This window comes from Apilactobacillus micheneri (assembly GCF_002993975.1).
GTDB classification, from domain to species: Bacteria; Bacillota; Bacilli; order Lactobacillales; family Lactobacillaceae; genus Apilactobacillus; species Apilactobacillus micheneri.
Genome location: NZ_POSO01000002.1, coordinates 262064 through 287799 on the forward strand (window position 1 = coordinate 262064; position 25736 = coordinate 287799).

27 protein-coding genes are annotated in these 25736 nt (G+C 31.1%); 9 read left to right on the plus strand and 18 right to left on the minus strand.

Annotated elements, in window-relative coordinates; translation table 11 throughout:
- Positions 1–8: 8 nt before the first annotated feature.
- The 4 genes from larD to larA are packed head-to-tail and all read right to left on the minus strand — an operon-like array spanning position 9 to position 4019.
- Positions 9–725 (minus strand): D/L-lactic acid transporter LarD, encoded by a 717-nt coding sequence (gene larD / locus C7N41_RS03280; RefSeq protein ID WP_105964305.1) that lies wholly within the window; start codon positions 723–725, stop codon positions 9–11.
- 13 nt (positions 726–738) lie between these two features.
- Positions 739–1974, minus strand: coding sequence for a nickel pincer cofactor biosynthesis protein LarC (gene larC / locus C7N41_RS03285; RefSeq protein WP_105964306.1), 1236 nt, complete (start codon positions 1972–1974; stop codon positions 739–741).
- A 21-nt stretch (positions 1975–1995) separates the two neighbouring features.
- The gene (gene larB, locus C7N41_RS03290; protein ID WP_105964307.1) at positions 1996–2736 is read right to left on the minus strand and encodes a nickel pincer cofactor biosynthesis protein LarB; all 741 of its coding nucleotides are present in this window, start codon (positions 2734–2736) and stop codon (positions 1996–1998) included.
- Positions 2737–2744: 8 nt separating this feature from the next.
- A complete protein-coding gene (gene larA / locus C7N41_RS03295) occupies positions 2745–4019 on the minus strand; it encodes a nickel-dependent lactate racemase (protein ID WP_105964308.1) in 1275 nt (424 codons plus the stop codon).
- Between the two features lie 243 nt (positions 4020–4262).
- On the opposite strand from larA, the gene C7N41_RS03300 reads away from it, so the two are divergent.
- From C7N41_RS03300 to C7N41_RS03320, 5 genes are read left to right on the plus strand one after another with little or no spacing between them, the layout of a single operon-like run.
- Positions 4263–4928 carry a Crp/Fnr family transcriptional regulator gene (locus C7N41_RS03300; RefSeq protein ID WP_105964309.1) on the plus strand — a complete coding sequence of 222 codons (666 nt, stop codon included), beginning with the start codon at positions 4263–4265 and terminating at the stop codon, positions 4926–4928.
- 15 nt (positions 4929–4943) lie between these two features.
- Positions 4944–5918: a cobalt transporter CbiM gene (gene cbiM, locus C7N41_RS03305; RefSeq protein WP_105964310.1), complete on the plus strand. Its 975-nt coding sequence runs from the start codon at positions 4944–4946 to the stop codon at positions 5916–5918.
- Positions 5905–6720 carry an energy-coupling factor transporter transmembrane component T gene (locus C7N41_RS03310; RefSeq protein ID WP_105964311.1) on the plus strand — a complete coding sequence of 272 codons (816 nt, stop codon included), beginning with the start codon at positions 5905–5907 and terminating at the stop codon, positions 6718–6720. The genes cbiM and C7N41_RS03310 overlap by 14 nt, the downstream gene beginning before the upstream one ends.
- Position 6721: 1 nt before the next feature.
- Complete coding sequence (locus C7N41_RS03315) at positions 6722–7453, plus strand: energy-coupling factor ABC transporter ATP-binding protein (protein WP_105964312.1); 732 nt, start codon at positions 6722–6724, stop codon at positions 7451–7453.
- A gap of 16 nt (positions 7454–7469) precedes the next feature.
- The gene (locus tag C7N41_RS03320; RefSeq protein ID WP_105964313.1) at positions 7470–7703 is read left to right on the plus strand and encodes a hypothetical protein; all 234 of its coding nucleotides are present in this window, start codon (positions 7470–7472) and stop codon (positions 7701–7703) included.
- 62 nt (positions 7704–7765) lie between these two features.
- Here the strand turns inward: C7N41_RS03320 and C7N41_RS07945 are convergent, their stop codons facing one another.
- The 5 genes from C7N41_RS07945 to C7N41_RS03345 all read right to left on the minus strand — a co-directional run bounded on the left by C7N41_RS07945 (position 7766) and on the right by C7N41_RS03345 (position 11915).
- Complete coding sequence (locus C7N41_RS07945) at positions 7766–8008, minus strand: IS3 family transposase (RefSeq protein ID WP_105964314.1); 243 nt, start codon at positions 8006–8008, stop codon at positions 7766–7768.
- 314 nt (positions 8009–8322) lie between these two features.
- Positions 8323–8697, minus strand: coding sequence for an IS3 family transposase (locus C7N41_RS07950; protein ID WP_369073422.1), 375 nt, complete (start codon positions 8695–8697; stop codon positions 8323–8325).
- Positions 8649–9182, minus strand: a complete 534-nt coding sequence (locus C7N41_RS03335; RefSeq protein ID WP_105964316.1) for a helix-turn-helix domain-containing protein — start codon at positions 9180–9182, stop codon at positions 8649–8651. Before C7N41_RS03335 ends, C7N41_RS07950 begins: the two co-directional genes overlap by 49 nt.
- A gap of 81 nt (positions 9183–9263) precedes the next feature.
- Positions 9264–10586, minus strand: a complete 1323-nt coding sequence (locus C7N41_RS03340; protein WP_105964317.1) for a C1 family peptidase — start codon at positions 10584–10586, stop codon at positions 9264–9266.
- Between the two features lie 18 nt (positions 10587–10604).
- Positions 10605–11915 carry a C1 family peptidase gene (locus tag C7N41_RS03345; protein ID WP_105964318.1) on the minus strand — a complete coding sequence of 437 codons (1311 nt, stop codon included), beginning with the start codon at positions 11913–11915 and terminating at the stop codon, positions 10605–10607.
- A gap of 192 nt (positions 11916–12107) precedes the next feature.
- Here C7N41_RS03345 and C7N41_RS03350 point away from each other — a divergent pair, with 192 nt between their 5' ends.
- The gene (locus C7N41_RS03350; protein WP_105964319.1) at positions 12108–12452 is read left to right on the plus strand and encodes a hypothetical protein; all 345 of its coding nucleotides are present in this window, start codon (positions 12108–12110) and stop codon (positions 12450–12452) included.
- Between the two features lie 38 nt (positions 12453–12490).
- On the opposite strand, the gene lepB (C7N41_RS03355) is transcribed toward C7N41_RS03350, so the two are convergent.
- The 8 genes from lepB (C7N41_RS03355) to rpmH form a co-directional block, all read right to left on the minus strand.
- Complete coding sequence (lepB, locus tag C7N41_RS03355) at positions 12491–13108, minus strand: signal peptidase I (protein WP_105964320.1); 618 nt, start codon at positions 13106–13108, stop codon at positions 12491–12493.
- 108 nt (positions 13109–13216) lie between these two features.
- A complete protein-coding gene (gene lepB, locus C7N41_RS03360; RefSeq protein ID WP_105964321.1) occupies positions 13217–13834 on the minus strand; it encodes a signal peptidase I in 618 nt (205 codons plus the stop codon).
- Between the two features lie 104 nt (positions 13835–13938).
- Entirely contained in the window at positions 13939–15876 is a 1938-nt protein-coding gene (mnmG, locus tag C7N41_RS03365; protein ID WP_404799009.1) for a tRNA uridine-5-carboxymethylaminomethyl(34) synthesis enzyme MnmG, read from the minus strand.
- 77 nt (positions 15877–15953) lie between these two features.
- Positions 15954–17345: a tRNA uridine-5-carboxymethylaminomethyl(34) synthesis GTPase MnmE gene (gene mnmE / locus C7N41_RS03370; RefSeq protein ID WP_105964323.1), complete on the minus strand. Its 1392-nt coding sequence runs from the start codon at positions 17343–17345 to the stop codon at positions 15954–15956.
- A 174-nt stretch (positions 17346–17519) separates the two neighbouring features.
- A complete protein-coding gene (gene jag, locus C7N41_RS03375; RefSeq protein ID WP_105964324.1) occupies positions 17520–18254 on the minus strand; it encodes an RNA-binding cell elongation regulator Jag/EloR in 735 nt (244 codons plus the stop codon).
- Positions 18255–18389: 135 nt separating this feature from the next.
- Positions 18390–19223, minus strand: a complete 834-nt coding sequence (gene yidC / locus C7N41_RS03380; RefSeq protein ID WP_105964325.1) for a membrane protein insertase YidC — start codon at positions 19221–19223, stop codon at positions 18390–18392.
- On the minus strand, positions 19224–19574 hold the full coding sequence (gene rnpA / locus C7N41_RS03385; RefSeq protein WP_105964326.1) for a ribonuclease P protein component: 351 nt from the start codon (positions 19572–19574) through the stop codon (positions 19224–19226).
- 74 nt (positions 19575–19648) lie between these two features.
- Positions 19649–19783 carry a 50S ribosomal protein L34 gene (gene rpmH, locus C7N41_RS03390; protein WP_105956880.1) on the minus strand — a complete coding sequence of 45 codons (135 nt, stop codon included), beginning with the start codon at positions 19781–19783 and terminating at the stop codon, positions 19649–19651.
- A 487-nt stretch (positions 19784–20270) separates the two neighbouring features.
- Here rpmH and dnaA point away from each other — a divergent pair, with 487 nt between their 5' ends.
- Both dnaA and dnaN read left to right on the plus strand, forming a co-directional pair.
- Positions 20271–21611, plus strand: coding sequence for a chromosomal replication initiator protein DnaA (dnaA, locus tag C7N41_RS03395; protein ID WP_105964327.1), 1341 nt, complete (start codon positions 20271–20273; stop codon positions 21609–21611).
- A gap of 162 nt (positions 21612–21773) precedes the next feature.
- Positions 21774–22910, plus strand: a complete 1137-nt coding sequence (dnaN, locus tag C7N41_RS03400; RefSeq protein WP_105964328.1) for a DNA polymerase III subunit beta — start codon at positions 21774–21776, stop codon at positions 22908–22910.
- Between the two features lie 239 nt (positions 22911–23149).
- Here the strand turns inward: dnaN and gap are convergent, their stop codons facing one another.
- On the minus strand, positions 23150–24157 hold the full coding sequence (gene gap, locus C7N41_RS03405) for a type I glyceraldehyde-3-phosphate dehydrogenase (protein ID WP_105964329.1): 1008 nt from the start codon (positions 24155–24157) through the stop codon (positions 23150–23152).
- 394 nt (positions 24158–24551) lie between these two features.
- On the opposite strand from gap, the gene C7N41_RS03415 reads away from it, so the two are divergent.
- The gene (locus C7N41_RS03415) at positions 24552–25733 is read left to right on the plus strand and encodes a GH25 family lysozyme (protein ID WP_167390230.1); all 1182 of its coding nucleotides are present in this window, start codon (positions 24552–24554) and stop codon (positions 25731–25733) included.
- Positions 25734–25736 lie beyond the last annotated feature (3 nt).

Here is a 25736-nt window from a genome sequence, read left to right on the forward strand (position 1 = left end):
TCCTTTCTTTAATCAATTCCAAAAAAACAATGCATAAACAATGCTGAACAAGCTGCACCTAAAAATGGTGCAATTCCTGGAACAATAATTCCATATTGCCAATCACTATTAGCTTTATTAGCAATAGGCAATATTGCATGAGCAATACGTGGACCCATATCACGAGCTAGATTCATAGCAAATCCAGTGGTCCCACCAAGTCCCATACCAATAGACCAAACTAGTAGTCCAACTCCAATTGGCATTACTCCAGGTGTTTTTATTGATGACATTGCTAAAATACCAGAAATAAAAATAAAAGTATCTAAGAATTCAACAAAAAAGTTTCTTGGTAAATTACGAATACCTGGTGATGTAGAAAATAGATTACGAATAGTTATTGGAGCAATTTCATTTTCTGATGCTTTAAAGTGATCAGCATACATAATCCAGACAATTATCGATGCCACAATTCCACCAAGAACCTCTGCAATAGAATATGGTAATAAATCCATCCATGGTAAGTTACCTAATAAACATTGTGCTAATACCATTGCAGGGTTAATACAAACATTTCCAAAAATAAATAATGAAATAGTAATTCCAAATCCCCATGTGGTAATTGCAAAAAGATGCCCTGATCCTCTATATTTTGTTCCTTTTAATACCGTACAACAATGAACTCCTACTCCAAAAACTATCATTAGAGCAGTTCCCATGAATTCGGCAATTAATTCATGTATCAATACATTAATCCTCCTAATTTAAATGCTGAGCAGCAATAATTGCTGATTGATAAACATTTATAAATGAAATGTTCTTTCTATGTGCAATTTGAGCACAGTCAATATATTCAGGTATTTTTTTCTCAACATTTCCATATGTTGCTATTTTAATTTTAATTTCGCCATAATCAGTCGTGACCTTTTCAAATCTTCGTTGCATGACAACTCTATGCCAATGTTGATAACGAACTCCAATTGTACTGGTTTCCTTTAAAATTATTTTAATCAATAATAATTGATCAGATATGTTTCCTAAAACCGTTATTTTAGTTGCTGGACGGTCTTTTTTCATTTGGATTGGTGTAAAAAAAACATCATAAGCACCAGCATTCATTAATTTTTGCATCACATATCCTAATCCTTCTCCAGTTTGGTCATCTAAATTGGCTTCTATTAAAGTGATTTTATCTTTTGTATCTTTAATTACTTTTTGACTTAGTTTTTTTTTTTCAAATAATATCCCACGTAAAGCATTAAATCCACCAGTATCACGTTTTCCAAAACCATACCCAATTTTTAATGGTTTTATTTGTTCTGGTAAAGGACCAAATTCATTCACTAATGTCTTAACAATACCCATTCCAGTGGGTGTAACTAATTCTGTTTTTATATCCAGTCTTTGTTTGATTGGAATATCAGTACCGACTCTCATCTGGGCAACAGCTGGTACTGGTACTGGCATTTGACCATGAGCAACTTGAATAAATCCGCTACCGTCACTTAATGGTGATGAAATAATATTATCAATATCCATTAAATCTAGAGCAATACAACAACCTACAATGTCAATAATAGAATCAACTGCACCAACTTCATGAAAATGAACATCAGTTAATGACATATGATGAACTGTTGATTCAGCCTTAGCAATTTCAGTAAAAATATTTTTGGAGTTATTTTTAACACTTTCTTTTAATGAACTATTATCAATTAATTTCAAAATATCATTTAAATGACGAGCGTTATGGTGGCTATGATTATGTTTATGCTCAATAAATCCTTTATCTTTACCACCATTAACTTGAACATCAAAGTTAGTACCATAAATACTACTTTTATCGTTTTGTTTGCATGATAACTTGTATCCATCAATTTTTAATTTTCTTAACTCAGATTCTAATTTGTTAAAATCTAGACCCAAATCCAACATAGTTCCTAAAAACATGTCTCCACTAATTCCTGAAAAGGCATCTAAATAAAGTGTTTTCATTATTTTAAACCTCATTTATTATCATATATGATTAATTAAGCTAGCAGAATATGCTGCTCCAAAACCATTATCAACATTGACAACAGTTATTCCAGAAGCACAACTATTTAACATTGTTAATAATGCTGTCATACCTTGAAAATTAGTTCCATATCCAATGCTAGTTGGTACTGCAATAACTGGAGACGAAACTAATCCTCCGACAACACTAGCTAAAGCGCCTTCCATACCAGCAATAACAATAACAACTTTAGCTCCACGAATAATATCCAATTTAGAAAATAATCTGTGTATACCAGCAACTCCAACATCATAAATTCTTTTAACATTATTACCAAAAGTTTCAGCAGTAATTGCTGCTTCTTCTGCTATCGGTTGATCTGAAGTTCCCGCTGTAACTACGGCAATATAATCATTTGTTTTTGGCAATGGAGGAGTTCCTAAAGTCATACAACGTGCTGATTCATAATAAACAGCAGAAGGAAAATAATCTTTTAATTCTGAAAATTTTGTAAGAGATAATCTAGTTGTTAGTACTGGTAAAGTTTGTTTAGATAATGCTTTAACTATACTAACAATTTGCTTTGATGTTTTTCCTGATCCATAAATGACCTCAGGAACTCCATTTCGCTGTTGACGACTGAGATCAACATTAGCAAAGCCTAATGCTGCAGTTTGATTTTCATCTAATAACTGGGTAGCTTCAGATGTACTTAATTGACCAGTCGCAACTTGATGTAAAATTTCAGTTGTTGTCAAAATATTACTCCTTATCTAACAATAACGCCCAGTCCATCAGGTACAACAGTTACCTTTGCGTTTTTTCCTTCACGCTTATAAGCTTTTGTCAAAGCCTCGTCTAATGATTTTGCCAATTCCATATGCATATCAGTAACTAATTTTGGATCCACTAAATCTGAAACAAAAATAACGTGATGATGTACAAGAATACGGGCAAAAATTTGTGCTGTCCATTGATCTGGAATTGTTTTTAATCTTGGCGTATTAATAGCTCTATCTAAAAATATTTTTGGATCACTGACATCTGCTAAATTATGATAGAATCCAACACCTCCGTGACCATCACGAGCACCAGCAACCATAATGATGGTTCCACCTTCTTTATTTGTTGATTCAGCAGCTGTCATTCCTTTTACTGCTTGATAAATATTCTGATCTAATGGGTATCCACCATTAGTAGAAATTGCAATATCACAATCCACAGAAGGTACACTAGATAATTTCTTAACGAAATTACAACCAACTTTATGTGCTGATTCCATATCACCAGCAAAAGATCCTATAATTTTTTTATCTTCATCCAAAACAACATTAATAATAAAAGCTAATTTAGCAGTTCTAGCTGCATATACCATATCTTTATGAATAGGGTTATGCATTAAATTACCAGTACGAGCTTTAGGAGAGTTAATAAATTCACCAGAATGATTAGCCATAATTGTCTTATATGAGGCAATTCCAGGTAGAACTGACTTTCTTCCTCCAGAAAATCCAGCAAAAAAGTGTGATTCAATAAATCCTTCTGAAATCAACAAATCTGCATCAGCAGCAACTTTGTTGATAATACAATCTCCTCCAGATGGTAATTGTCCAATTTTTTCCATACTCTCATCATCAGTGGATTTATGTATAACAATTTCTTCATTGTTAACAATTTCTTCTCCATATTTATTAACAAGTTCTTCATGTGTTGATGGACGATGAAAACCAGTTGCAACTAAAATTCTAATTCTTGCATCCGGTGAAACAGAACGAATTCTTCTTAGTAAAATTGGTGTAATAATATGTGAAGGCACTGGTCTAGTATGATCAGAGCTTATAATAACAATATTATGTTTACCTTTTGCTAATTCTTCTAACTTCTTTGATTCAATTGGATTATCTAATGAACGTTCTACAGTTTCAGTTTCAGATAATTCATTATGATATGTTGCAGCTTGTGAAACCAGCTTACCTGCAAAATTTTTGTCATCTATTTTTGCAGTAATTGTTTTCTTATCATATGGTAATTTAATTTCAACCATATTATTTAGCCATCTTCTTTCTAAAAAATGCAATATTAATTTACATATATTGTTATAACAGCTATTTAAAAACCTGTCTTTCACATTTTTAGTTATCAAAAAAAGTTAACATATGTATACTTTAAATGCGGTTGTTAAGAATATAATTACTGTTACGATAAATAGGTGTAGTTATCGTGATTAGTAATTATAATTATTTACTAAACTACTTTAAAATTATTAGCGAAAGAAATGATAATTAAAATGGTGTTAACCGATATTGAATATTTAATGAATTATTTAGAGGAACACCAAGTTCCTAAAATCAAAAAAAAGAGACATACATATTTAACTTATCACGGTTTATCAGAACATTATACGTATATCTTAAAAGATGGAATCATTAAAAACAGTATTATTTTAAAAGATGGTAGGGAATTTAATCTATCATATATTGCAAAGCCTGATGTTATTTCATTACTTAGAGATGAGGTTTCTAGATCAACTGATCAACCTTTCAATGTAAGAATTGAGTCTGATTATGCAACCTTTTATCAAGTAAAGCGTGTTACCTTTTGGGACTATGTAAATCGTAATCCAAAATTACAAAATTATGTTAAAAATTATTATCGAAAAAAATTGTCAGAAAATATATTTAGATTACAGAGAATGGTAATGAATGGTAAAAAAGGAGCAATTTGTGGATTTCTTTACAGTTTAATAGATTTATTTGGCAGAAAAATTGAAAATGGATGGTTAATTGATTTTATAGTAACGAATGATGATATTGCAGGATTTTGTGGGATCAGTTCCAGAAGCAGTGTTAATCGTACACTGAAAGATCTTAGAAACGATGGAGTTATTACAATAAAAAATCATAAATTTATTATCCAAGATATTAATTATCTAATGGATCAAATTGCAAATTAGTGAGGTGCCCGATTAATGCATATTCCTGACAATTATTTAAGTCCTGTAACTTGTGGAACATTATTTGCTGCTGTTACTCCAATTTGGACAATTGCAGTAATAAAAGTAAAAAAACAAATAAAAAAGCATCATGAAACATTACCAATGATTGGTATTGCATCATCTTTAGCATTTTTAATAATGATGTTTAATCTACCTATTCCAGGTGGAACAACTGCACATGCAGTTGGAGGTACACTTTTATCAATACTTATTGGGCCATGGGCAACTTGTCTGGCAATAACAGTTACACTATTATTACAAGCATTTTTATTTGGTGATGGTGGAATATTATCATTCGGGGTAAATGTTATGAACATGGCTGTAATTATGCCCTTTGTTGGATATTGGATCTATAAAATTGGTAAAAAATTTAAACATGAAAAACTTGGAGTTATTTTAGGATCATATATTGGAATTAATTCTGCCGCATTACTTGCTGGAATTGAGTTAGGAATTCAACCACTTATAGCTCATACAAATAATGGATCGCCATTATATTGTCCATATGGTCTCAACATAACCGTTCCTGCAATGCTTCTAGCTCATTTATTAGTGGCTGGTTGGGTTGAAGTTATATTTACATTGCTAGTTTTTAAATTTGTTAATAAAGTTTCACCAACAAAAATTTACGATAATTCAAATAATGCTAATAATATACATTGGATATATTTGTTAATAGGTTTAGCATTAATTTCTCCTTTAGGTCTAATTGCTAAAAATACAGCCTTTGGAGAATGGAATAATCAAGAATTACAACATATGTTGATAAAACAACATTTAGGCTCTCAGGTACCTGAAGGAATGCTTAATGGATTTCATTTTAAAGCATTGTTCAGTGACTATACAATAAATGGGTTACCAATTAGTATTGGATATATTCTATCAGCTATAACTGCAATCTTAGTTTTTCTTCTTTTAGTTAGAGGTCTTAAACATGAAACCAAATAAATTAAATGACCTACCAGATTGGATTAAAAATAGTAATTATAATTATAAAGTTAATTATAGAAAGTCTTTATGGAAAAATAACCGTATGCATATTAAAAATTTACTTAGTTCATTAGCACAACCAAAGGGTGTTAGCTATGTACACCGGAGGGGATCTCCTGGAGTAAATCTAATACAACTACTAATATCTGTATTATTAATAGTATTAATTCATAATATAACTTTATTATGGATTATATACATCTTATTACTATTTAAACTATTGTTTCTTAATCCTCAACAACTAAGAAAATTTATTAAAAGTTGGATAATTGGTTCAATTATTGCTAGTTTATTAATAATTCCTAGCTACTGGTTAACTGGTATATCAACAGTATTGTATTTCACTATTAAAACTAGTTTAATTCTTGCAAATGCTCAATATTATAGAATAACAACACCATTCCAGGAATTGTTAACTGGACTAAAAGCTCTTCATTTCCCTGACATGTTTATTATGATTATTGCAATTTCATTGACATATATTAGAATGTTAGGACAAAATTTATTTCTCAATTTAGAAGCATTGGAACTTAGAACTGTTTCCAAAAATAAACATCCATATAAACTTATTGGAGCTATATTCGGTGCTTTATACTTAAAAAGTTGCGATTATGCTATAGAATTATACGCTGCAATGGAAGCAAGGGGTTTTAATGGACATTATAAATCAATAAAAGTTAAAAATAACAATTTCAAAGATTTTGTTACATTAAGTCCTGCAATTATAGTTTTATTATTATTTGTACTTTGGAGGAAATAAAATGACTTTAATTAAGTTAAAAGATGTTTGTTACAGTTATCCTAATACATGTGGAATTAAAAATTTATCTATTAACATTAATAAAGGTGAATTCTTATGTTTAATGGGAGCAAATGGTTCTGGTAAATCTACACTACTTCAAATCTTAAGTGGATTAAAAACAACGGATAATGGACAATATTTTTTTAAGAATAGCGAAATAACAGAAAAATATCTATCTAATAATAAACAGAGACAAAAATTACATCAACAGATTGGAATGGTATTTCAAAATACAGACGTTCAATTGTTTAATCCATCTGTTTATGAAGAAATTGCTTTTGGACCTAAACAATTAGGATTATCTCAAAATAAAATTATAAAAAGAGTTAATGATTGCTTAAAATTAACCAATTGTGAAAAATTTCGTGATAGAATTCCCTACCAGCTTTCAGGTGGAGAGAAAAAGAGAGTAGCATTGGCAAGTGTCTTAGCATTAAATCCCGAAATTCTATTGTTAGATGAACCATTAAATGGTCTTACAATATCTGCACAAAGAGAAATGCTCAATTTAATAAGAGAACTACAAGAAGCTGGCAAAACTATAATTATGGCGAGTCATAATTATCAACAAATAAAAGATTTCGCGCAAAGATTCATAATATTTAAAGAAAATCATACAGTAGACGCTGATTTAACACAAATAGATATAAAAAATTCACCAGATCGTCAAAAACAACTGATGAATTTATAATTAAGGAGATGATAATATGATTAGACCAAACAATACAATCCATCGTGGTTGGAATCGTCGTCTTGTAACAGGTAAAACATTAGAAGAATGTGATGAAAAGCTTGCAAATTATTTAAATGAACAAGACTATGGTTCAGGTGAATTTACAGTTTTACACGAAAATGATGGAAATAATCAAAATACTGGGTATAAATTACCTGATGGAGACATTTGTTACATTAGCTTTATGATATACAACAGTAGACTATAGATAAAAAAGACGTTAGTTAATTTTTAATTACTGGAGTGCCTTATAAAAGTTAGACATTTATATTAAATTAAATGATTCTTTAGGGAATGATTTCGATATTCAATCGGAGTCATTCCTTTTGTTTTTAATGAAATTCTTTGATTGTTAAAAAATTTTAAATAATCTTTAGTTAACTTCGTTAACATTTCGATATTTTTAATTTCAAAGTTATTAAGATACTCTCTTTTAAGCAAGCTAAAAAAGCTTTCCATTGGTGCATTATCTAAACAATTACCCTTACGTGACATACTTTGCTTAAAGTTCATCTTTTTTAATTCAGAAGTGTAATAAGGAAGTTAATAATGCCAACCTTGATCTGAATGCATAATAGGACTGAATTCCGTAGGAATTTTGTTTTTCAAATCTTCTAAGGTTCTTATAAATTAATTGTTGATTGGGAGAAGTACTAACCTGTATTGATAAAATTTCTTTGGTTCCTTCATCAATAACTGCAGAGATATAACCATTAGTATGCTTTTTTAATTTAAGTCGAGTAATATCTGTATGCAATATTTGGTATGGCATAGTAGCTTTAAAATTTTGCTTTAGAATATTTGGATGGGTTTTACCAATCTTTATATTAACTGTATTTTTTCATACAACGATTATTAAACATAGTTGGTTGTAGTCGTAGCTTTTTCATTAATTTGCGTACAGTTTCTAAACAATAATGAAGTCCCATTTTATCTAACATACATTTCATTCTTCGATGACCATAGGTCATCTTACTACGTTTAAATATAAGCTTAATTTGATTCTTAACTTCTGTGTATTTGTCCTTATAATTTTTAATTCTTTTTATTTCATCATAATATGTTGATCTTTTAAGATTGTTTACTTTTAATAAAGTATTAAGAGTATAAGGACAATTATCTGCGGACCATGAATTATAAACAAATTGAGCTTTTACTTTGTTTGATAATCTTTCATCACAGCCCGTAGGCCTTTTAAACAGTAGTTAGATAATTCTAAATCATATACTTTTTGTTCAAGTTGAGCTATTTTTTCTTCATATTTTTCTTTCTCAGATAAGGGTAATTTTGTATTTTTATTTACACTATCTTGTTTTTTATAATTAGTTTTTTTCATTGGTCTACCTTTCTTTCTAGGTATAAGTCCAATAGCTCCTAATTTATTAAATGTATTGGTCCAAACAAGAACTTGCGAAGGGTTTACATTAAATTTAGAAGCCACTTGATTCATACCTAGGTCATGAGTTAGGTAGTATTTTACCACGTTAAGCTTAAATTCAATATTATAATTATGTTTTTTATGTTTGACCTTCAAGGCCATAAGGCCTTGTTCTCTAGCCAAAACTGTCCATCTTCTAATGACTGATCTATTAATATTATACTTTTTTGATAGTCCATTTACCGAAGCTTTATTGCTTAAAATTTTATTAGTAATTTCAATTTTTAATTTAGTTGAATATTTTGTCATAGAAAAACCGCCTTACAAAAATTAGATTTAATGTCTAACTTTTGTAAGGCGGTTCATTACTAACGTCTTTTTTATTTATAATTATTCCAATGAATCCCAAGGTTTCAATTCGATTGGAGCTTGATTTAACATTTCTTTTTGCTTATCAGTTAAATATTTTTTATTAACAACCACTTCATATACGTAGTCATTCATCCAACTATCATCCATGGTGTAATAACCATCAAATCCATTTTTAGCACCCCAGGAGTTTTCCATCTTCCAACGACGTGGTTGATCATCAACTAAATCCACGCCAGTTAACGCCGTTGCATGTGAAACTTCAGCATCATGATATTCAAAACGATCCTTTTTACTCATTGATAAATCAATGTTAAATAAGTCGGCATAACGATACAAATTAGAATCTAAATATCCAGCCTTACGTTCTGATTGTTGCGCAATATCATTAGAAATCCAAACTGCTTGGCCGTCTTTTAATTGAGCAATTGATGCCTTCTTCAAATCTTCCATTGGTAAGTTTAAGAATTCAATATTACGACCACCCACAACATTGTCTTGAGCACTCATGCTATAAACTTTTGCGTAATCCTTATCAGGTGAATTACTTAAGACTACATAATCATCTAAATCAATATCAGCAAAGTATTTATCAAAGAATGATTTAGGAGTTAAATCACGATCAATATGGTATTTTTTCTTGTCATCACGGTATTCAAAGTCAAATGTTTCACGTGGAACACCTAATGAATATGCAGTGATACGGTAAACTTCTGACAACATTTGGCTACGAGCTTCTTTGATGTCTTCATCGCTAACACCATCATTGACCATATTTCTTAATTTCATGGCATCTTGGCGTAATTTGTAATTTAAGACTGTGTTTAAATCACTAGTGTTTTCAGAAACTGATGATTCTGGAAATTCACTTTTTGGCATTATTCCATATTTTTGTACTAATGAAACTGCCATTGCCCATTGGCCACCATCGGTACCAGGTCCAGCTAAATAAAATTCAACAGTCCGGTCGTCAACAGGCTTATCAGCAGTTGCAATAATATTGTCATAAAAAATATTAGCACGTTCAATTTTATCCCAGAAGAATAAATAATTTTGGGACATTTCAAAGTCTTTAACACCATATTTTTTGCCAAATTCATGTTTCAAAGTATTTAATAATGCAAACATCCAGCAACGACCAGATTGTTTTTGATTTGATACTTTACCAGTATCTGCTTCCACCGAGAACACTGGATTCATTCTAATTTTAGCTTCTGGATCACGAGCAACATTATTAATACCATTTTGCGTAACTGCTCGTTCTAACATTTTATTTTCTGGATTACTGTCATATTCTTTTCTTAAATCATTTAAGTAATCCATGCTTAATTTTGAATCATTCATTTAGATACACTCCTATCATTATTCCCAAGGTTTTAATACGATTGGTTGTTGGTCTAATAATTGTCGTTGTTCGTCAGTTAAGTATTTTTTGTTTACAATTACTTCATCAACATAAGCATCCATCCAATTGTCAGCCATTACGAAGTAACCTTTTTCACCGACTTTTGCGCCCCATGAGTTTTCAACTTTCCATTTAGTAGGTTTATCATCTACCAAATCAACTCCAGTTAAAGTCATCGCATGATTAGAAATACTATCTAAATATTCATATTTTTGGCCTTTAGTCATATCCATATCAATATTAAATAATTGATCATAGTGATATAAATCAGCATCTAAAATACCATTTTTACGATCAGATTGAGTAGTAACAGTATTAGCAAACCAAACGGTTTCACCATCTTTTAATTGATTAATAGCAGTCTTTTTCAAAACGTCCATTGGCATGTTTAAGAAGCCAACATGACGACCACCTACAACGTTATCAGATGCAGGATTAATATAGTTTTGCTTAAATTTCTTATTAGGTGCATTTTCAATTACAACATAATCATCAAGATCAATTTCAAAATATTTATCAAAGAATTCTTTAGGGGTAATATCTTGATCTAAATGATATTTTTTCTTGTCATCACGATATTCTAGGTTGAATGTTTCACGTGGAACACCACAAGCATAACCTGCGATTTTAAAGATTTCACGTAATAATTCATCGCGTTTATGATTAATTTCATCATCAGATGCGTCACCATTAACCATGTCACGCAAGATTTTAGCATCACGACGCATGGTAAGATCCAATACATCGTTTAGATCAGATGTATCATCAGTAACTTTACTTTCAGGAAAAGCGTAGGTAGGCATTACTCCATATTTTTGCACTAAAGCAACCGCCATTGTCCATTCACCACCATCACTACCGGGTCCATCTAAGTAAGTACGTACTTCACGATCATCAACTGGTTTGCCAGCAGTCGCAATAATATTGTCGAAGAAAATATTAGCACGTTCGATTTTGTCCCAGAAAAATAGATAGCTTTGTGATAATTCGAAATCTTTTACATCATAACGTTTAGCAAAATCATGTCTTAATGTATTAAGTAAGGCAAATAACCAGCAACGACCTGAACGTTTTTGATCAGTTACTTTACCTGTATCAACTTCAACAGAGAAGCTACGATTTAATTTAGCAGGCACGGTATTATCTTTTGCGGTATTATTAATTCCATTTTGAATAATGGATCTTTGAATTACATTTGCGCGTTTATTTTTTGCATATTGTTCACGCATTGCATCAAAATCTTGTTTAGTTAATTTTGAATCAGCCATAAATAGACCTCCAATTATTTTCTTTAATTATTAGGTTATCACAAGAAAAATTATTTGAAACCAGTCTGCTTTAAAAATGATTTCAATTTATTAACATTGTATTAAATTTTTGAAAATTTATTGATATTTTTTATATTACTGGTAAATTAGTAATTAGTTATGCTTATAGTTTTTTGGAGGAATAATATTATCATGAAGAGATTTGCAATTGCATTATCCCTGTTTACCGCACTTACATTTTGCTTGATTTTCACTAATAATCAAGCATCAGCAAATAGTAGATATACTAATCGTAATGACTACACTAATGTTTATAAATACATTGCTTCTAATCGTGGAAATAAAATGATTCATTTTCACAATTTTAAAAGACTGGGAAAGACAAAAATTGGTCGTTCAGTAAGTTTTAATGGAATTATGTTTTGTTATATTCCAAAAGTTGATGGTTATGTACCATTTAATCAAATGAAAAAGATTAAAAAACATAAACACATTAAAAATGTAAAAAGATACACAGTTGCTCCAAATATTTATTAAAAAAAGGTTCACTTGGTAAATCCAAGTGAACCTTTTTATTATTCAGCTAAACTATTAATGTTATGACGAGCAGTTTTATTAGTTGACCATGGCAATGTATGAGCAACACCTAGAATTTTATCTTTCTTAACAAATCCCCAATAACGACTATCATTGGAAATTTCTCGGTTATCACCCATTACAAAATATTCACCCTTAGGTACAACTGTAGCATTTTTATTATATGTCCATTTTGTTTTAGACAATTTAGAAATATCCCAGTTCTTCATGTTTTCACCGTTGTAATTATATTCAGAACCTTTTTGTTGCTGTTCCTTACTAATATAATTTTGTTCAACTGGCTTATCATTAACATATAATTGTTCATTTTTAAAGGAAATTTTATCTCCGGGCATCCCAATTACACGTTTTACATAATTAATTTTTTGAGTTGCTGTAGGATCTTCACCATGTGCATCAAAAATAATTACACTATTTCTTTTTACTTGAGCTTGGCGAAAAACAAGGATACTTTCATTATTTTCCAAGTTTGGATACATTGAATCACCATCAACATTAGCTCTAGTAACGAAATGATTCAAAATCAAAAATAAAAGTACCCCAATTGCAATATATATTAAGATACTTAAAGCTTCTTTAAAAAATCTCTTACTCATAATTAATTCTCCTCACAATTATATTCATATTGTATCACTATTTTAAAATTTTAAATATTAAAACTATGTAAAAAGGCCATGTTATGAGTTAAAACATGGCTTTAATTATTATTCAGCTAAGTCATTAATGTTGTGACGAGCAGTTTTATTAGTTGACCATGGTAAAGTATGAGCAACTCCTAAAATTTTATCTTTTTTCACAAAGCCCCAATAACGACTATCATTTGAGATTGCTCGATTGTCCCCCATTACAAAATATTCTCCTTTAGGCACAACCGTGGCATTTTTATTATATTCCCATTTAGTTTCTGATAATTTTGCAATATTCCAATCTTTTAAATGTCCATTGTCATTACTATATTCAGAACCTTGTTGTTGTTGGAATTTACTAATATAGTTTTGTTTAACGTCTTTCCCATTGATATATAATTGATGATCTTTAAATGAAATATGATCGCCTGGCATCCCAATTACTCGTTTTACATAATCATCATTACTTACTGCCTTAGGATCTTCACCATGTGCATCAAATACGATTACACTATTTCTTTTAACCTTTGCTTGTGGAAATAAAATTACTCGTTCTTTGTTTACTAGATTGGGGTACATTGAGTTTCCTTCAACTTTTACGGTTGTAATAAAGTATCCTATAACAAAGTATAAAACCATACCAATAACTATATATACCAAAAGATACAACGAATTTTTCAATAGCCTATTATTCATAATTAGATCTCCTAATTTCAACTAACAAAATTATAACATTATTTAAAATGAATAATAACTAACAAAAGAGCTAAGTAATCATTAATTACTTAGCTCTTTTTTCATTATTTCTCTTCTGAATTAATTTTTGCAATGTGTCCTTGTTGAATATAAACACCTAAAATAGCAACATCAGATGGATTAACACCCGAAATTCTTGAAGCTTGAGCCACGGTTTGTGGTCTGATTTTTTCAAGTTTTTGACGAGCTTCAGTAGCCAAACTATCAATAGCTTCGTAATCAATATCTTCTGGAATCTTTTTAGCTTCCATTTTCTTCATACGAGCAACGTTTTGTTCAGCTTTCTTAATGTATCCAGCATATTTAGTTCTAATTTCAACTTGTTCGATTACACGACGACCTAATGGATGAGGTGCTGGTTCGATAAATTGTAATAATGTTTGATAGGTTACATATGGACGACGTAGGAAGATGGATGCTAAGATACCATCTTTCAATGGTTTATCACCATGTTCTTCAACAAATTTGTTAACTGCGTCGCTAGGTTTGATTCTAATTTTATCTAAACGAGCTAATTCGTCCATAACTGCCTTTTTCTTGTCTAAGAATTTGTTATATCTTTCATCAGAAATAAGGCCTAAATCATGACCTTTTTCAGTTAAACGAAAGTCAGCATTATCATTTCTTAACAATAGACGGTATTCAGCACGACTAGTTAATAAACGGTAAGGTTCATTAGTACCTTTAGTTACCAAGTCATCAGCTAATACCCCGATATAAGCTTCATCACGTTTTAAAGTAAATTGATCTTTACCTTGTGCACGCAAAGCAGCATTAATACCTGCATATAATCCTTGTCCAGCAGCTTCTTCATAACCAGAAGTTCCGTTGGTTTGACCAGCAGTGTATAAGTTCTTCACGAGCTTAGTTTCAAAAGTTGGTTTTAATTGGTAAGGAGCTACCACATCATATTCAATTGCGTAACCAGGACGCATCATTTCAGCATGGTGTAAACCTTCAACTGAATGCAACATCTTTTGTTGAACTTCTTCAGGCAATGATGTTGATAAACTATCACAATAGTATTCATTAGTATCGCGACCTTCTGGTTCTAAGAATACTTGATGACGATTCTTATCAGCAAAACGCACAATCTTATCTTCAATTGATGGGCAATATCTTGGACCTACTCCTTCAATTACACCAGTAAACATTGGAGCACGGTCTAGATTATCGCGAATAATTTGATGGGTAGTTTCATTAGTATAAGTTAACCAGCAAGATAATTGGTCTTTAACTGGAATATAGTCTTCATCAGGTGTTTCGTAACTAAAGTGGTTAACTTCTGGGTCACCTGGTTGTTCTTCAGTTTCACTGAAATCAATAGTACGACCATTAACACGAGGTGGAGTTCCAGTTTTGAAACGTTTTAGATCAAAGCCTAAGTCTTCTAAATTCTTTGATAATTTCAAAGCTGGTTGTGAATTATTAGGACCAGATGAATATCTTAGTTCACCAATAATAATACGGCCACGCGCAGCAGTTCCGGCACAAACAACTACTGATTTAGCACTATATTTAGCGCCGGTATAAGTAACAATTCCTTTACATACACCGTCTTCAACGATTAAAGAATCAACAATTCCTTGACGTAAGGTTAAGTTTGGTTGTTCTTCAATCGTTTGTTTCATCGCACGATGATAAGCATGCTTATCTGCTTGGGCACGTAAAGCACGCACAGCTGGACCTTTACCAGTATTTAACATTCTCATTTGAATGTAAGTTTTATCAATGTTGCGACCCATTTCACCACCAAGGGCATCAATTTCACGGACAACGGTTCCTTTGGCAGGGCCACCTAATGATGGATTACATGGCATAAATGCAACCATATCAACATTGATAGTAATTAACATTGTTTTATTACCCATTCTGGCTGAAGCTAAAGCAGCTTCACTACCAGCATGTCCAGCTCCGACAACGATTACGTCATAATCGCCGGCATCGTATTGGATGTTTTCTTCGCTCACGATTTCACTCATTCGTTTTTCCTCCATAAACATAAATGTTTCATGTAAAACATTTTATTTTTTAATCATTGTTTCACGTGAAACAATATTTATTTACCTAAACAGAATTGGCTAAATAGTTGATCTAATAGTTCACCATTATAGCTGTCACCAGTGATTTCACCTAATGCTTCCCAGCAATCACGCATATCCATTTGAACTAAATCAACGGGCATTCCGTCATCTAAACCACTAATAACATTATTTAATGATTCTTTAGCTTTATGCAATAAACTGACATGACGAGCATTGGTAACCATGACATCAGCTTGTGAACTTTGAATTCCTTCATTAAAGAATAAATGAGCAATCATTTCTTCTAATGGTTCAGTTCCATCGTCTTTAATGGCTGAAGTGGTGATCACATTTTCTTTACCAATTAATTGATTAATTTCATCAATATCAATTTTTTGTGGTAAATCGGTTTTATTTAAAATAACAATTCTTTTGGCATCATCAGTTAATTCAATCAATTTTTTATCTTCATCTGATAATGCTTCTGATGAGTTCAACACTAGTAGAACTAAATCTGAACTTTGAATTGCTTTTCTGGATCTGTCGACCCCAATTTTTTCAACTTTATCTTCAGTCTTTCTAATTCCAGCAGTATCAACTAATTTCAAAGGTACTCCACGTACATTGACATATTCTTCTAAAACATCACGAGTCGTTCCTGGAACATCAGTTACAATCGCTTTATCTTGATGTAGTAAATGATTTAGAATACTTGATTTACCAACATTGGGACGTCCTACAATGGAAGTAGCTAAACCGTCACGTAAAACTTGACCTTGTTTTGAAGTTTTAAGTAATTTAATAATCTTTTCTTTGATGTCTTTAGCATTTTTCATCAATAAATTGGAAGTAACAACTTCGGCATCATCATATTCTGGATAATCAATATTAACTTCAACATTAGCTAAGACATCAAGAATTTGTTGTCTCAGGGTTCTAATTAGACGTGATAAATTACCATCTAATTGACCTTCAGCAGCTTTCATTGAACGGTTAGTTTTAGCATCAATAATATCCATAACGGCCTCAGATTGTGATAAATCAATTCGACCATTTAAAAAGGCACGCTTAGTAAATTCACCCGGTTCAGCCATACGAGCACCATAACTAAGGACTAACTGTAAAATTGTGTTCGTAGCAACAATTCCACCGTGACAATTAATTTCAATCACATCTTCACAAGTATAAGTTTTAGGTGCTAACATCACTGAAACCATTACTTCATCAATATCTTCTTTGGTTTCAGGATCCATAATGTGTCCATAATTAATAGTGTGAGAAGCCACTTTACTTAAATCTTTTCCACGATAAAGTTTGGAAATAACTTGTAAAGCATCTTCACCACTAATTCTAATAATTGAAATTCCACCTTCACCAGGTGGGGTTGAAATTGCGGCAATTGTATCAAAATCTGTCGTTGTTGCCATGTTATTCTTCCTTTCTATATCAATAAAACGTAGCTATGAGCACAAAAAAAGTGCCCACTCCACGCCACAATAAATAAGCATGGACAAAGCACTTTGACTACTTCATCTAAGTTTTCGTTTTTTCTTATTAAATATAATAATAAGAATTTTATTTAAATTTGTCAATTTTTTAAACTAAATAATTTTTGCTTCCACCACTACTGATCGGTATGGATCACGACCTGAAGAATAAGTTTCCACATGTGAACTATTTTCTAATTGTGTGTGGATAACTTTTCTTTCAAATGAAGGCATTGGGTCTAAATAAACTGGTTGTCCAGTCGCTACTGCTTCACGAGCGGTTTTTTCAGCTAATTTTTTTAAAGTTTCAACCCGACGATGACGATAATCGGCGGTATCTAATTGAATCAATAACCGACTAAAGCCTAAGTGGTTTAAGTATATTTGTGCTAATGATTGTAATGCATTAATTGTTAAACCATGTTTACCAATCAAAATGCCTTCTTGATCAGTTTGAAAATTAATTCGTGCAAATTTACGATTAATAACTTCATAATCTAATTTTGCTTCAATTCCTAGTTCTTTAACAATTGGTGCTAAATATGCAATCAAATCTTCAATTGCTTCTTCGTTAGCATCCTTTCTAGATTTTGTTTTTACTTTAGTTTCTTCATCAAAATGAGCTTCTGATTTTGAATTATTATTTGTTTGTTCATCATTATTAACTTGTTTAGGCTGAGAGGTAACAATTTTATCAATCTCAACAATAGCATCTCTTTTACCAATCCCAAGGAATCCCTTGCGACTATTTTGAACAATATTAATTTTTGAATTATCTTTATTAAGGTTTAATTCTGATAATCCTTTTTTAATTGCTTCATCGACTGTTTTCGCAGTAAATGTTGACATTAAGCTTTCTCCCTTTATTTTTAATCATATTCACCTATATTATCATAAATTTTAATAATAAAGATAGCTAATTTAAGGATATCTTAATTTAAGACGATAAAAAAGACTGACTTAAAAGTCAGTCTTTTTATTATACTATTTACGACGTGAACGTTTTGCTTTTCTAATTGCTTTTTGAACAGCATGTTTACGTTGCTTTTCAGCAAGTTGTTTTTCTTCACGTTCCTTTTGAATTTTCCAAGGATTTTGTAATACTAAAGTTTGTCCAGCTTGGAACAAGTTAGTTACTACCCAATAAATGGAAATAGCGGCTGGAATATTTAATGCCATGAAGAAAATAATTAATGGCATTCCATAAGTCATCGACTTAGTCATTCCATTTTGTTCAGGTTGCGATTTAGTAGCTAACCATGAACTAATAAAAGTAAATAGGGCCGCCAAAATAGGCATAATAAAGTAAGGATCTTTATGTCCTAATTGTAACCATAGAAAATGACCTGATTTCAAAATATCAGTACGCCAAATTCCTTGATATAAAGCCCATAAAATTGGTAATTGAACAATTAAAGGTAAACATCCAGCAACCGGATTAACACCTGCTTCTGAGTATAACTTTTGTTGTTCAGTACGCAATTTTTGCATTGTTTCAGTATCCTTAGATGAATACTTCTTTTGTAATTTCTTTAACTCAGGTTGTATTTCTTGAGTTTTCTTCATACTCCTAGTTTGGTAAATCATCAAAGGTAGGATAATGATTCTTACGATAATGGTAAAAATAATAATTCCCATTCCGTAATTATTACCAAAGAATTTTGACAACCAAATAATTGCTCTAGAGAAGTTTAAAACAATTACTCCATCCCATAATCCAGTACTGTGGGAAGTAATAGGTTTATTACTACATGCACTTAAAAAGAATACTAGACCTAATATGGAAGCTAATGAAAAATATTTTTTGAATTTTTTCATTTATTCTTCTCCCTCATCAAGTAATTTTGCTAACTTCAAAACATGAACTAGGTTTTGCTTAACTTCTTTCATTGAAAGACCATCGACACGTGGACGAGCAATAACTAAGAAGTCAACATCTTGTTTTAAATCAGGCTTTAACTCTAGCAAAGTTTGTCTAACTCTTCTTTTTACCCAGTTTCTGTGTACAGCATTACCGACTTTTTTCCCCACAGAAATTCCAACACGAAAATGTTTTTGATCAGGTTTATCCATTTGATAGACAACAAACATCCGGTTGGCTACTGAATCATGTTTTTCAAAAACCTTTTGGAATTCTGCTTCTTTCTTCACACGATATGACTTACGCATAATCCATCTCCGTTAATTTTCTATCAATATAATGAAAAAGACCACTGATTAATTGGTCAGTGGTCTTTAGTATACTAGACAGTTAATGACTTTCTGCCTTTTCTACGGCGATTAGCTAAAATTTTACGACCGTTGTTTGTACCCATACGTTTACGGAAACCGTGTACGCGAGCATGCTTACGTCTCTTTGGTTGGTAAGTTCTTTTCATTACTAACCCTCCTTGCTTATTTAAATGTTTCTTTTCTATGCTAAATACATTTCTTAAACATAATACCATAAAAACTAAAATCATGAAACATCTATTTAAAAATATGGGAGTTATTCAAATTATAAAGTTATCCACATTTTAATTTGTTTCATGCATATTTTTGTGGATTAATTTGTGGACTAAAAAATATTAATTCACAGAGTTATCCACATTTTATCCACATAATCACAGGGTGTGTATATAGTTATCCACAAGCAGTGTATAAATATCTTAAAATGTTGTTATAACAATCATTAAACAATATTTTTTATTAACAATTGGCTGTTAATAACTAAAAATTATTATTATTTTATAAAGTTATCTACACCCTGTGGATAACTTTATGCACACCCTGTGGAACATTTTATATTAGTTATAATTACCTGTGGAAAACTACACTTCATAATGGTAAAATTATTTAAGAAATTCACGTGGGAGGAAATAATTCATGAATAAAGACACATTATGGGAAAAAATCCTTGATGCTTTTGAAGATAATGTCTCAACTACGACTTATTCAACATGGATAGAAACCGTTAAACCGGTTAGTCTAGAAGGCAATCAACTAACTTTAGAACTCCCCTCCCCTCTTCATCGAGACTATTGGAAAGATAAATTAGCTGACCAATTAGTCGAATATGCTTATAAAATAACTAAAAAAGATATTATTCCTAATTTTGTTTTAGAAGATGAATTAAGGAATGAAAAACAAAGTAGTTTTGAACCAATAAACGACGATCAAAAAAATAGTAACAATTTAATGAAGAATACCCATTTAAATACTAACTATACATTTGAATCATTTGTTATTGGTAAAGGTAACCAAATGGCGCACGCTGCGGCATTAGTTGTATCAGAAGACCCTGGTAAGATGTATAATCCTCTACTATTGTACGGAGGTGTTGGATTAGGTAAAACACATCTAATGCATGCAATTGGTAACAAGATTATTCAAGATAATCCTGAGGCAAACATTAAATACATTACTAGTGAATCTTTTACGAACGATTTTATAAACGCTATTCAAAATCATAAAACAGAAAGTTTTCGACAAGAATATCGGAATGTGGATGTTTTACTTGTGGATGATATCCAATTCTTTGCAGACAAGGATGGTACCCAAGAAGAGTTTTTCCACACATTTAATGATTTATATGAAAATCGTAAACAAATCGTATTAACTTCTGATCGGCTACCAAATGAAATATCAAAACTGCAAGATCGATTAGTTTCAAGATTTGCATGGGGCTTATCAGTTGACATAACTCCACCCGACTTAGAAACTAGAATTGCTATTTTAAAAACCAAAGCTGAAGCTGATAATATTGATGTACCAACTGATACATTAAATTATATTGCTGGACAAATTGATTCAAATGTCCGTGAGTTAGAGGGAGCTTTATCAAGAGTTCAGGCCTTTGCTAAATTCAAAAATGTTAAAATTACAACGGATTTAGTATCAGACGCATTAAAAGGACTTAATAAAGGTGAAAATAAAATCGAAGTAAACATTGATAAAATAATTGAAACTGTTTCTTCGTACTTTAATTTATCGATTGACGATATTAAAGGTAAAAAAAGAATCCAAAAAATTGTCATTCCAAGGCAAATCGCAATGTACTTAGCAAGAATCATGACTAATAATTCATTACCTAAAATTGGTGTTGCATTTGGAGGAAAAGATCATACCACCGTAATCCACGCCTATGATAAAATATCCGAGTCACTAAAAGATAACGTCAATTTACAAAATAAAGTTGATGAATTAAAAGAAGAACTAAAAAGGTAATTTTATCGTTTGTGGAAAAAAGGCAAAGTTATCCACAGGTTATCCACAGGACGAAAGTCAATGATATCAAGTGATTAGCTTAGTTATACACATATCCACAGGCCCTACTACTACTATATTTACTATATATTAATTATTATTAATAACAGGGGGAAATTAAAAATGAAATTTTCAATTAAAAGATCATCATTTATTCAAGGAATTAATACTGTATCAAGAGCAATATCATCTAAAACAACTATCCCTATTCTTACTGGTTTAAAATTAACTGTAACCGATAATGAAATTATTCTTACAGGTAGTGATGCTGATGTTTCAATTGAAACTCAAATTCAAGCTAGTGATGAAGATAATGAATTAGAAATCAGTGAAACTGGTAGAATTGTACTACCAGCAAGATTCTTCAGTGGAATTGTTAAAAAACTTCCTAACGATAAAATGACTTTATCAGTAAGTAATGGCTTCCAAACGGAAATTACTTCTGGTTCATCATCATTTACGATTAATGGATTAGATGCTAATGATTATCCACACCTACCAGAAATTGATAATGAAAATGAAATTTCATTATCTGGTGATGTCTTTAAAGAAATTATTAATCAAACTGTTATTGCAGTTTCAAAACAAGAAAGTCGCCCTATTCTTACTGGTGTACACTTTGTTTTAAAAGATCAAATGTTATTTGCTGTTGCAACTGATTCACATCGTTTAAGTCAACGTAAAGTTGCTTTACCAGATAATAATGGTGAATATGATGTAATTATTCCAGGAAGCAGTTTGTCAGAATTATCAAAAATGATTTCTGATGATAATGAAGATGTAAAAATGAAGATTTCAGAAAACCAAGTTTTATTCACAATTGGTAATACTTACTTCTACTCTCGTTTACTAGAAGGTGCTTACCCTGACACTTCACGTTTGATTCCTAAAGAATCAGAAACTAATGTTCAATTTGATGCTCGTGAATTATTAGGTTCAATTGAAAGAGCTTCATTACTTTCACATGAATCTAGAAATAACGTTGTTAAATTAACAATTAATGCTAATGATAAAAAAGTTACTATTTCAGGTAATTCACCTGATGTTGGTAATGTTGAAGAAGAACTTGATACTAAAGAAGTTAGCGGTGAAGATTTAGAGATTTCATTTAATCCTGATTATATGAAAGATGCGCTTCGTGCATTTGGTCAAACGATGATTAATGTTTCATTTACATCACCATTAAGACCATTTACATTGGTTCCTTCAGAAGATCAAGAAAACTTTGTCGAACTAATAACACCAGTTCGTACATTTTAAAAATAATAGAGAATAAAAAGAGCACTGATTAAAAATATCAGTGCTCTTTTTGTATATTTAAATAAAGCGAAAAATTGCTTTTTAAGACCTGTTAATAAAATTGTGGATAATTATACTAAATATACTTTTAAATTTATTAAAACATGAATAATTTTAATTATATGTGGGTAAAATTAATACAACAAAAAGTTATGTAATAAAAAAGCCCTTGGATAATTTCCAAGAACTTTTAATTAATTTTATAGTTGTGAGAACTTCAATAAAGTACGAACCATGTTGCAAGTAAAGCCCCATTCATTATCGTACCAGTTCCAAACCTTAACTAATTGGTCATCACCAACAGTTGAAACGTTAGTTTGAGTTGCATCAAATACTGATCCGTGAGTATCACCGATAATATCACTTGATACGATTGGTTCATCATTGTAACCGAATGTTTCGTCCGCATGACTCTTCATCTTTTCATTGATTTCGTCTGCAGTAACATTCTTCTTGTCAACGATGGCTGTCAATTCAGTCAATGAACCATCAATAATACCAACACGTTGTGCAACACCGTCTAATTTACCGTTTAATTCAGGAACAACTAAACCAATGGCCTTAGCAGCACCAGTTGAGTGAGGAATAGTGTTTACTGAAGCAGTACGGTTGTTTCTGAACTTCTTACCACGAGGGCCATCTAAGATAGCTTGAGTAGAAGTAAAGGCATGAATAGTGGTCATTGAACCAACTTTAATTCCAAAGTCCTTGTTTAAGAAGTATGCAGTGGCTGCAATACTTCCAGTTGTACATGAACCAGCTGAAACAATTTGATCATCTGAGTTCAATGTGTCCAAGTTAACACCAGGAACAACAGTCTTCATGTCACCAGCAGGAGCTGAGATTAGAACACGTTTTGCACCAGCGTCTAAGTGAGCTTGTGCCTTTTCTTTTGATGTGTAGAAACCTGTACATTCTAGTACGAAGTCAACACCATCATTTTTAACCCATGGAAGGTCAGCGGCATTTTTTTCAGCGTAAACTGGAATTTCATGACCATCAACCACAATTCCCTTATCTGTTGATGAAACTTCACCTGGGAACTTGCCATGTGTTGAGTCATATTTCAATAGGTAAGCTAGCATTGAAGGAGTAGTTAAATCATTAATAGCTGCTACTTCGATACCATCAGATTTTAATTCATGAATTCTTTTGAATGCTAAACGACCAATACGACCAAAACCGTTAATACCAATTTTTACTGTCATACTTGTACCTCCAAATTCATTTAATGTTTTATTTATATCTTACAAGATACAAATTACCACGCTTTGAATTTAATGTCATGTATTATGCTTGTGAAAAACAAATTTTTTAATATTGACTATTAAAATAATGGCTAAAGTTATTGCTATAGAGGTAGCTAGTAAAGTTAATAATATTGAAACTATGTTATTTAAATTTAATCGTACAATAAAATAATAAAGTACTTTGAATAACATGATGCCCAATACCACATATATAAATCCTTCTAAAAATTGTTTCATAAATCCTCCGATGTAATTTCTCTGTGATAATTTGATTTTAAACTGTAATTTAACTATATCATTTATGAAACATTACTCTACTACAATAAGTAATTGTATATGGAGGATAGTTATTTTGAAAAATTTTAGATTGAAGTATTTATTTATAAGTATTGCTGCGATATTTATATCGTTTATATACATAAATATAACTAATGTAAATGCAGATCAAAGAAATGTTTATGATTTGTCCGAATGGCAAGGAAATTTTACTGATTCACAAGTGAAACAATTAAAAAATGAAGTGCCATTTGTCATTTTAAGAGTTCAATATGGAAGTGCTTATTATGATCGAACTTTTCAACATAATCGAAATTTATTAGATAAGTATAAGGTTCCATATGGAGTTTATTCATTTAGTCAGTATGAAAGTGTGAATGATGCTAAAGGAGAAGCTAGAGCGCTTTATAAGCGTGCGCCTAATGCAAAATTTTATGTAAATGATTATGAAGATCAAACTGTTAAATCTGGTGATACGAATGCAGCGACTTTAGCCTGGTTAAATGAACTTCGACCATTAGCGAAAAATAAAAAGATATTGTTCTATTCATACCAAAGTTTTATGTTGCAATATGCAGCAGAGTCGATTAGTTCATACGATGGTTATTGGTTGGCTGCATATCAATCCAATGAACCTGAAAGAGAACATGTATTATGGCAATATACAGATCATTTTTATTCACCAGCATTAGGTAAATATATTGATTCAAGTTTATTAACTTCTAAAAAGAGTAATTGGTTTATTGGGAATCAAAAACCAATTGTGAATACTAAATATTATCGTGATGGTGGACAATTTACTACTAAAAGTAAATTTAACGAGAACTTTTATGATCATGTAGTCGCAGATAATAAGTATGCACATAATTTTAAATTAAAAAATTATGGAGTAAAATATCGTGCTAAAACTGTTAATATAGATTGTAGAGCTGTTGTGGATGGTAAAACATTTTATCGTTGTTACTATCGAGGAAAATTATTAGGTTGGATTAGTAGTGATGCTTTAGGTCCCCATATTAATTATGGCAAAGTTAACGAATATAAAACGGTTAAACATAATCCACTCAATAATTTCTACAACCATGTAACCAATAGTCATTTTAGTAATATTAAAATGACTTATCACGGGCATAAATATGCTAATAAAAAATTAAAGATAACTGCTAGAGCTAAAAAAGATGGCTGGCATAGCTATTACTACCAATGTTATTATAACGGTAAATATTTAGGCTGGATTTACCAAGGTGCATTTAAGTAAAAT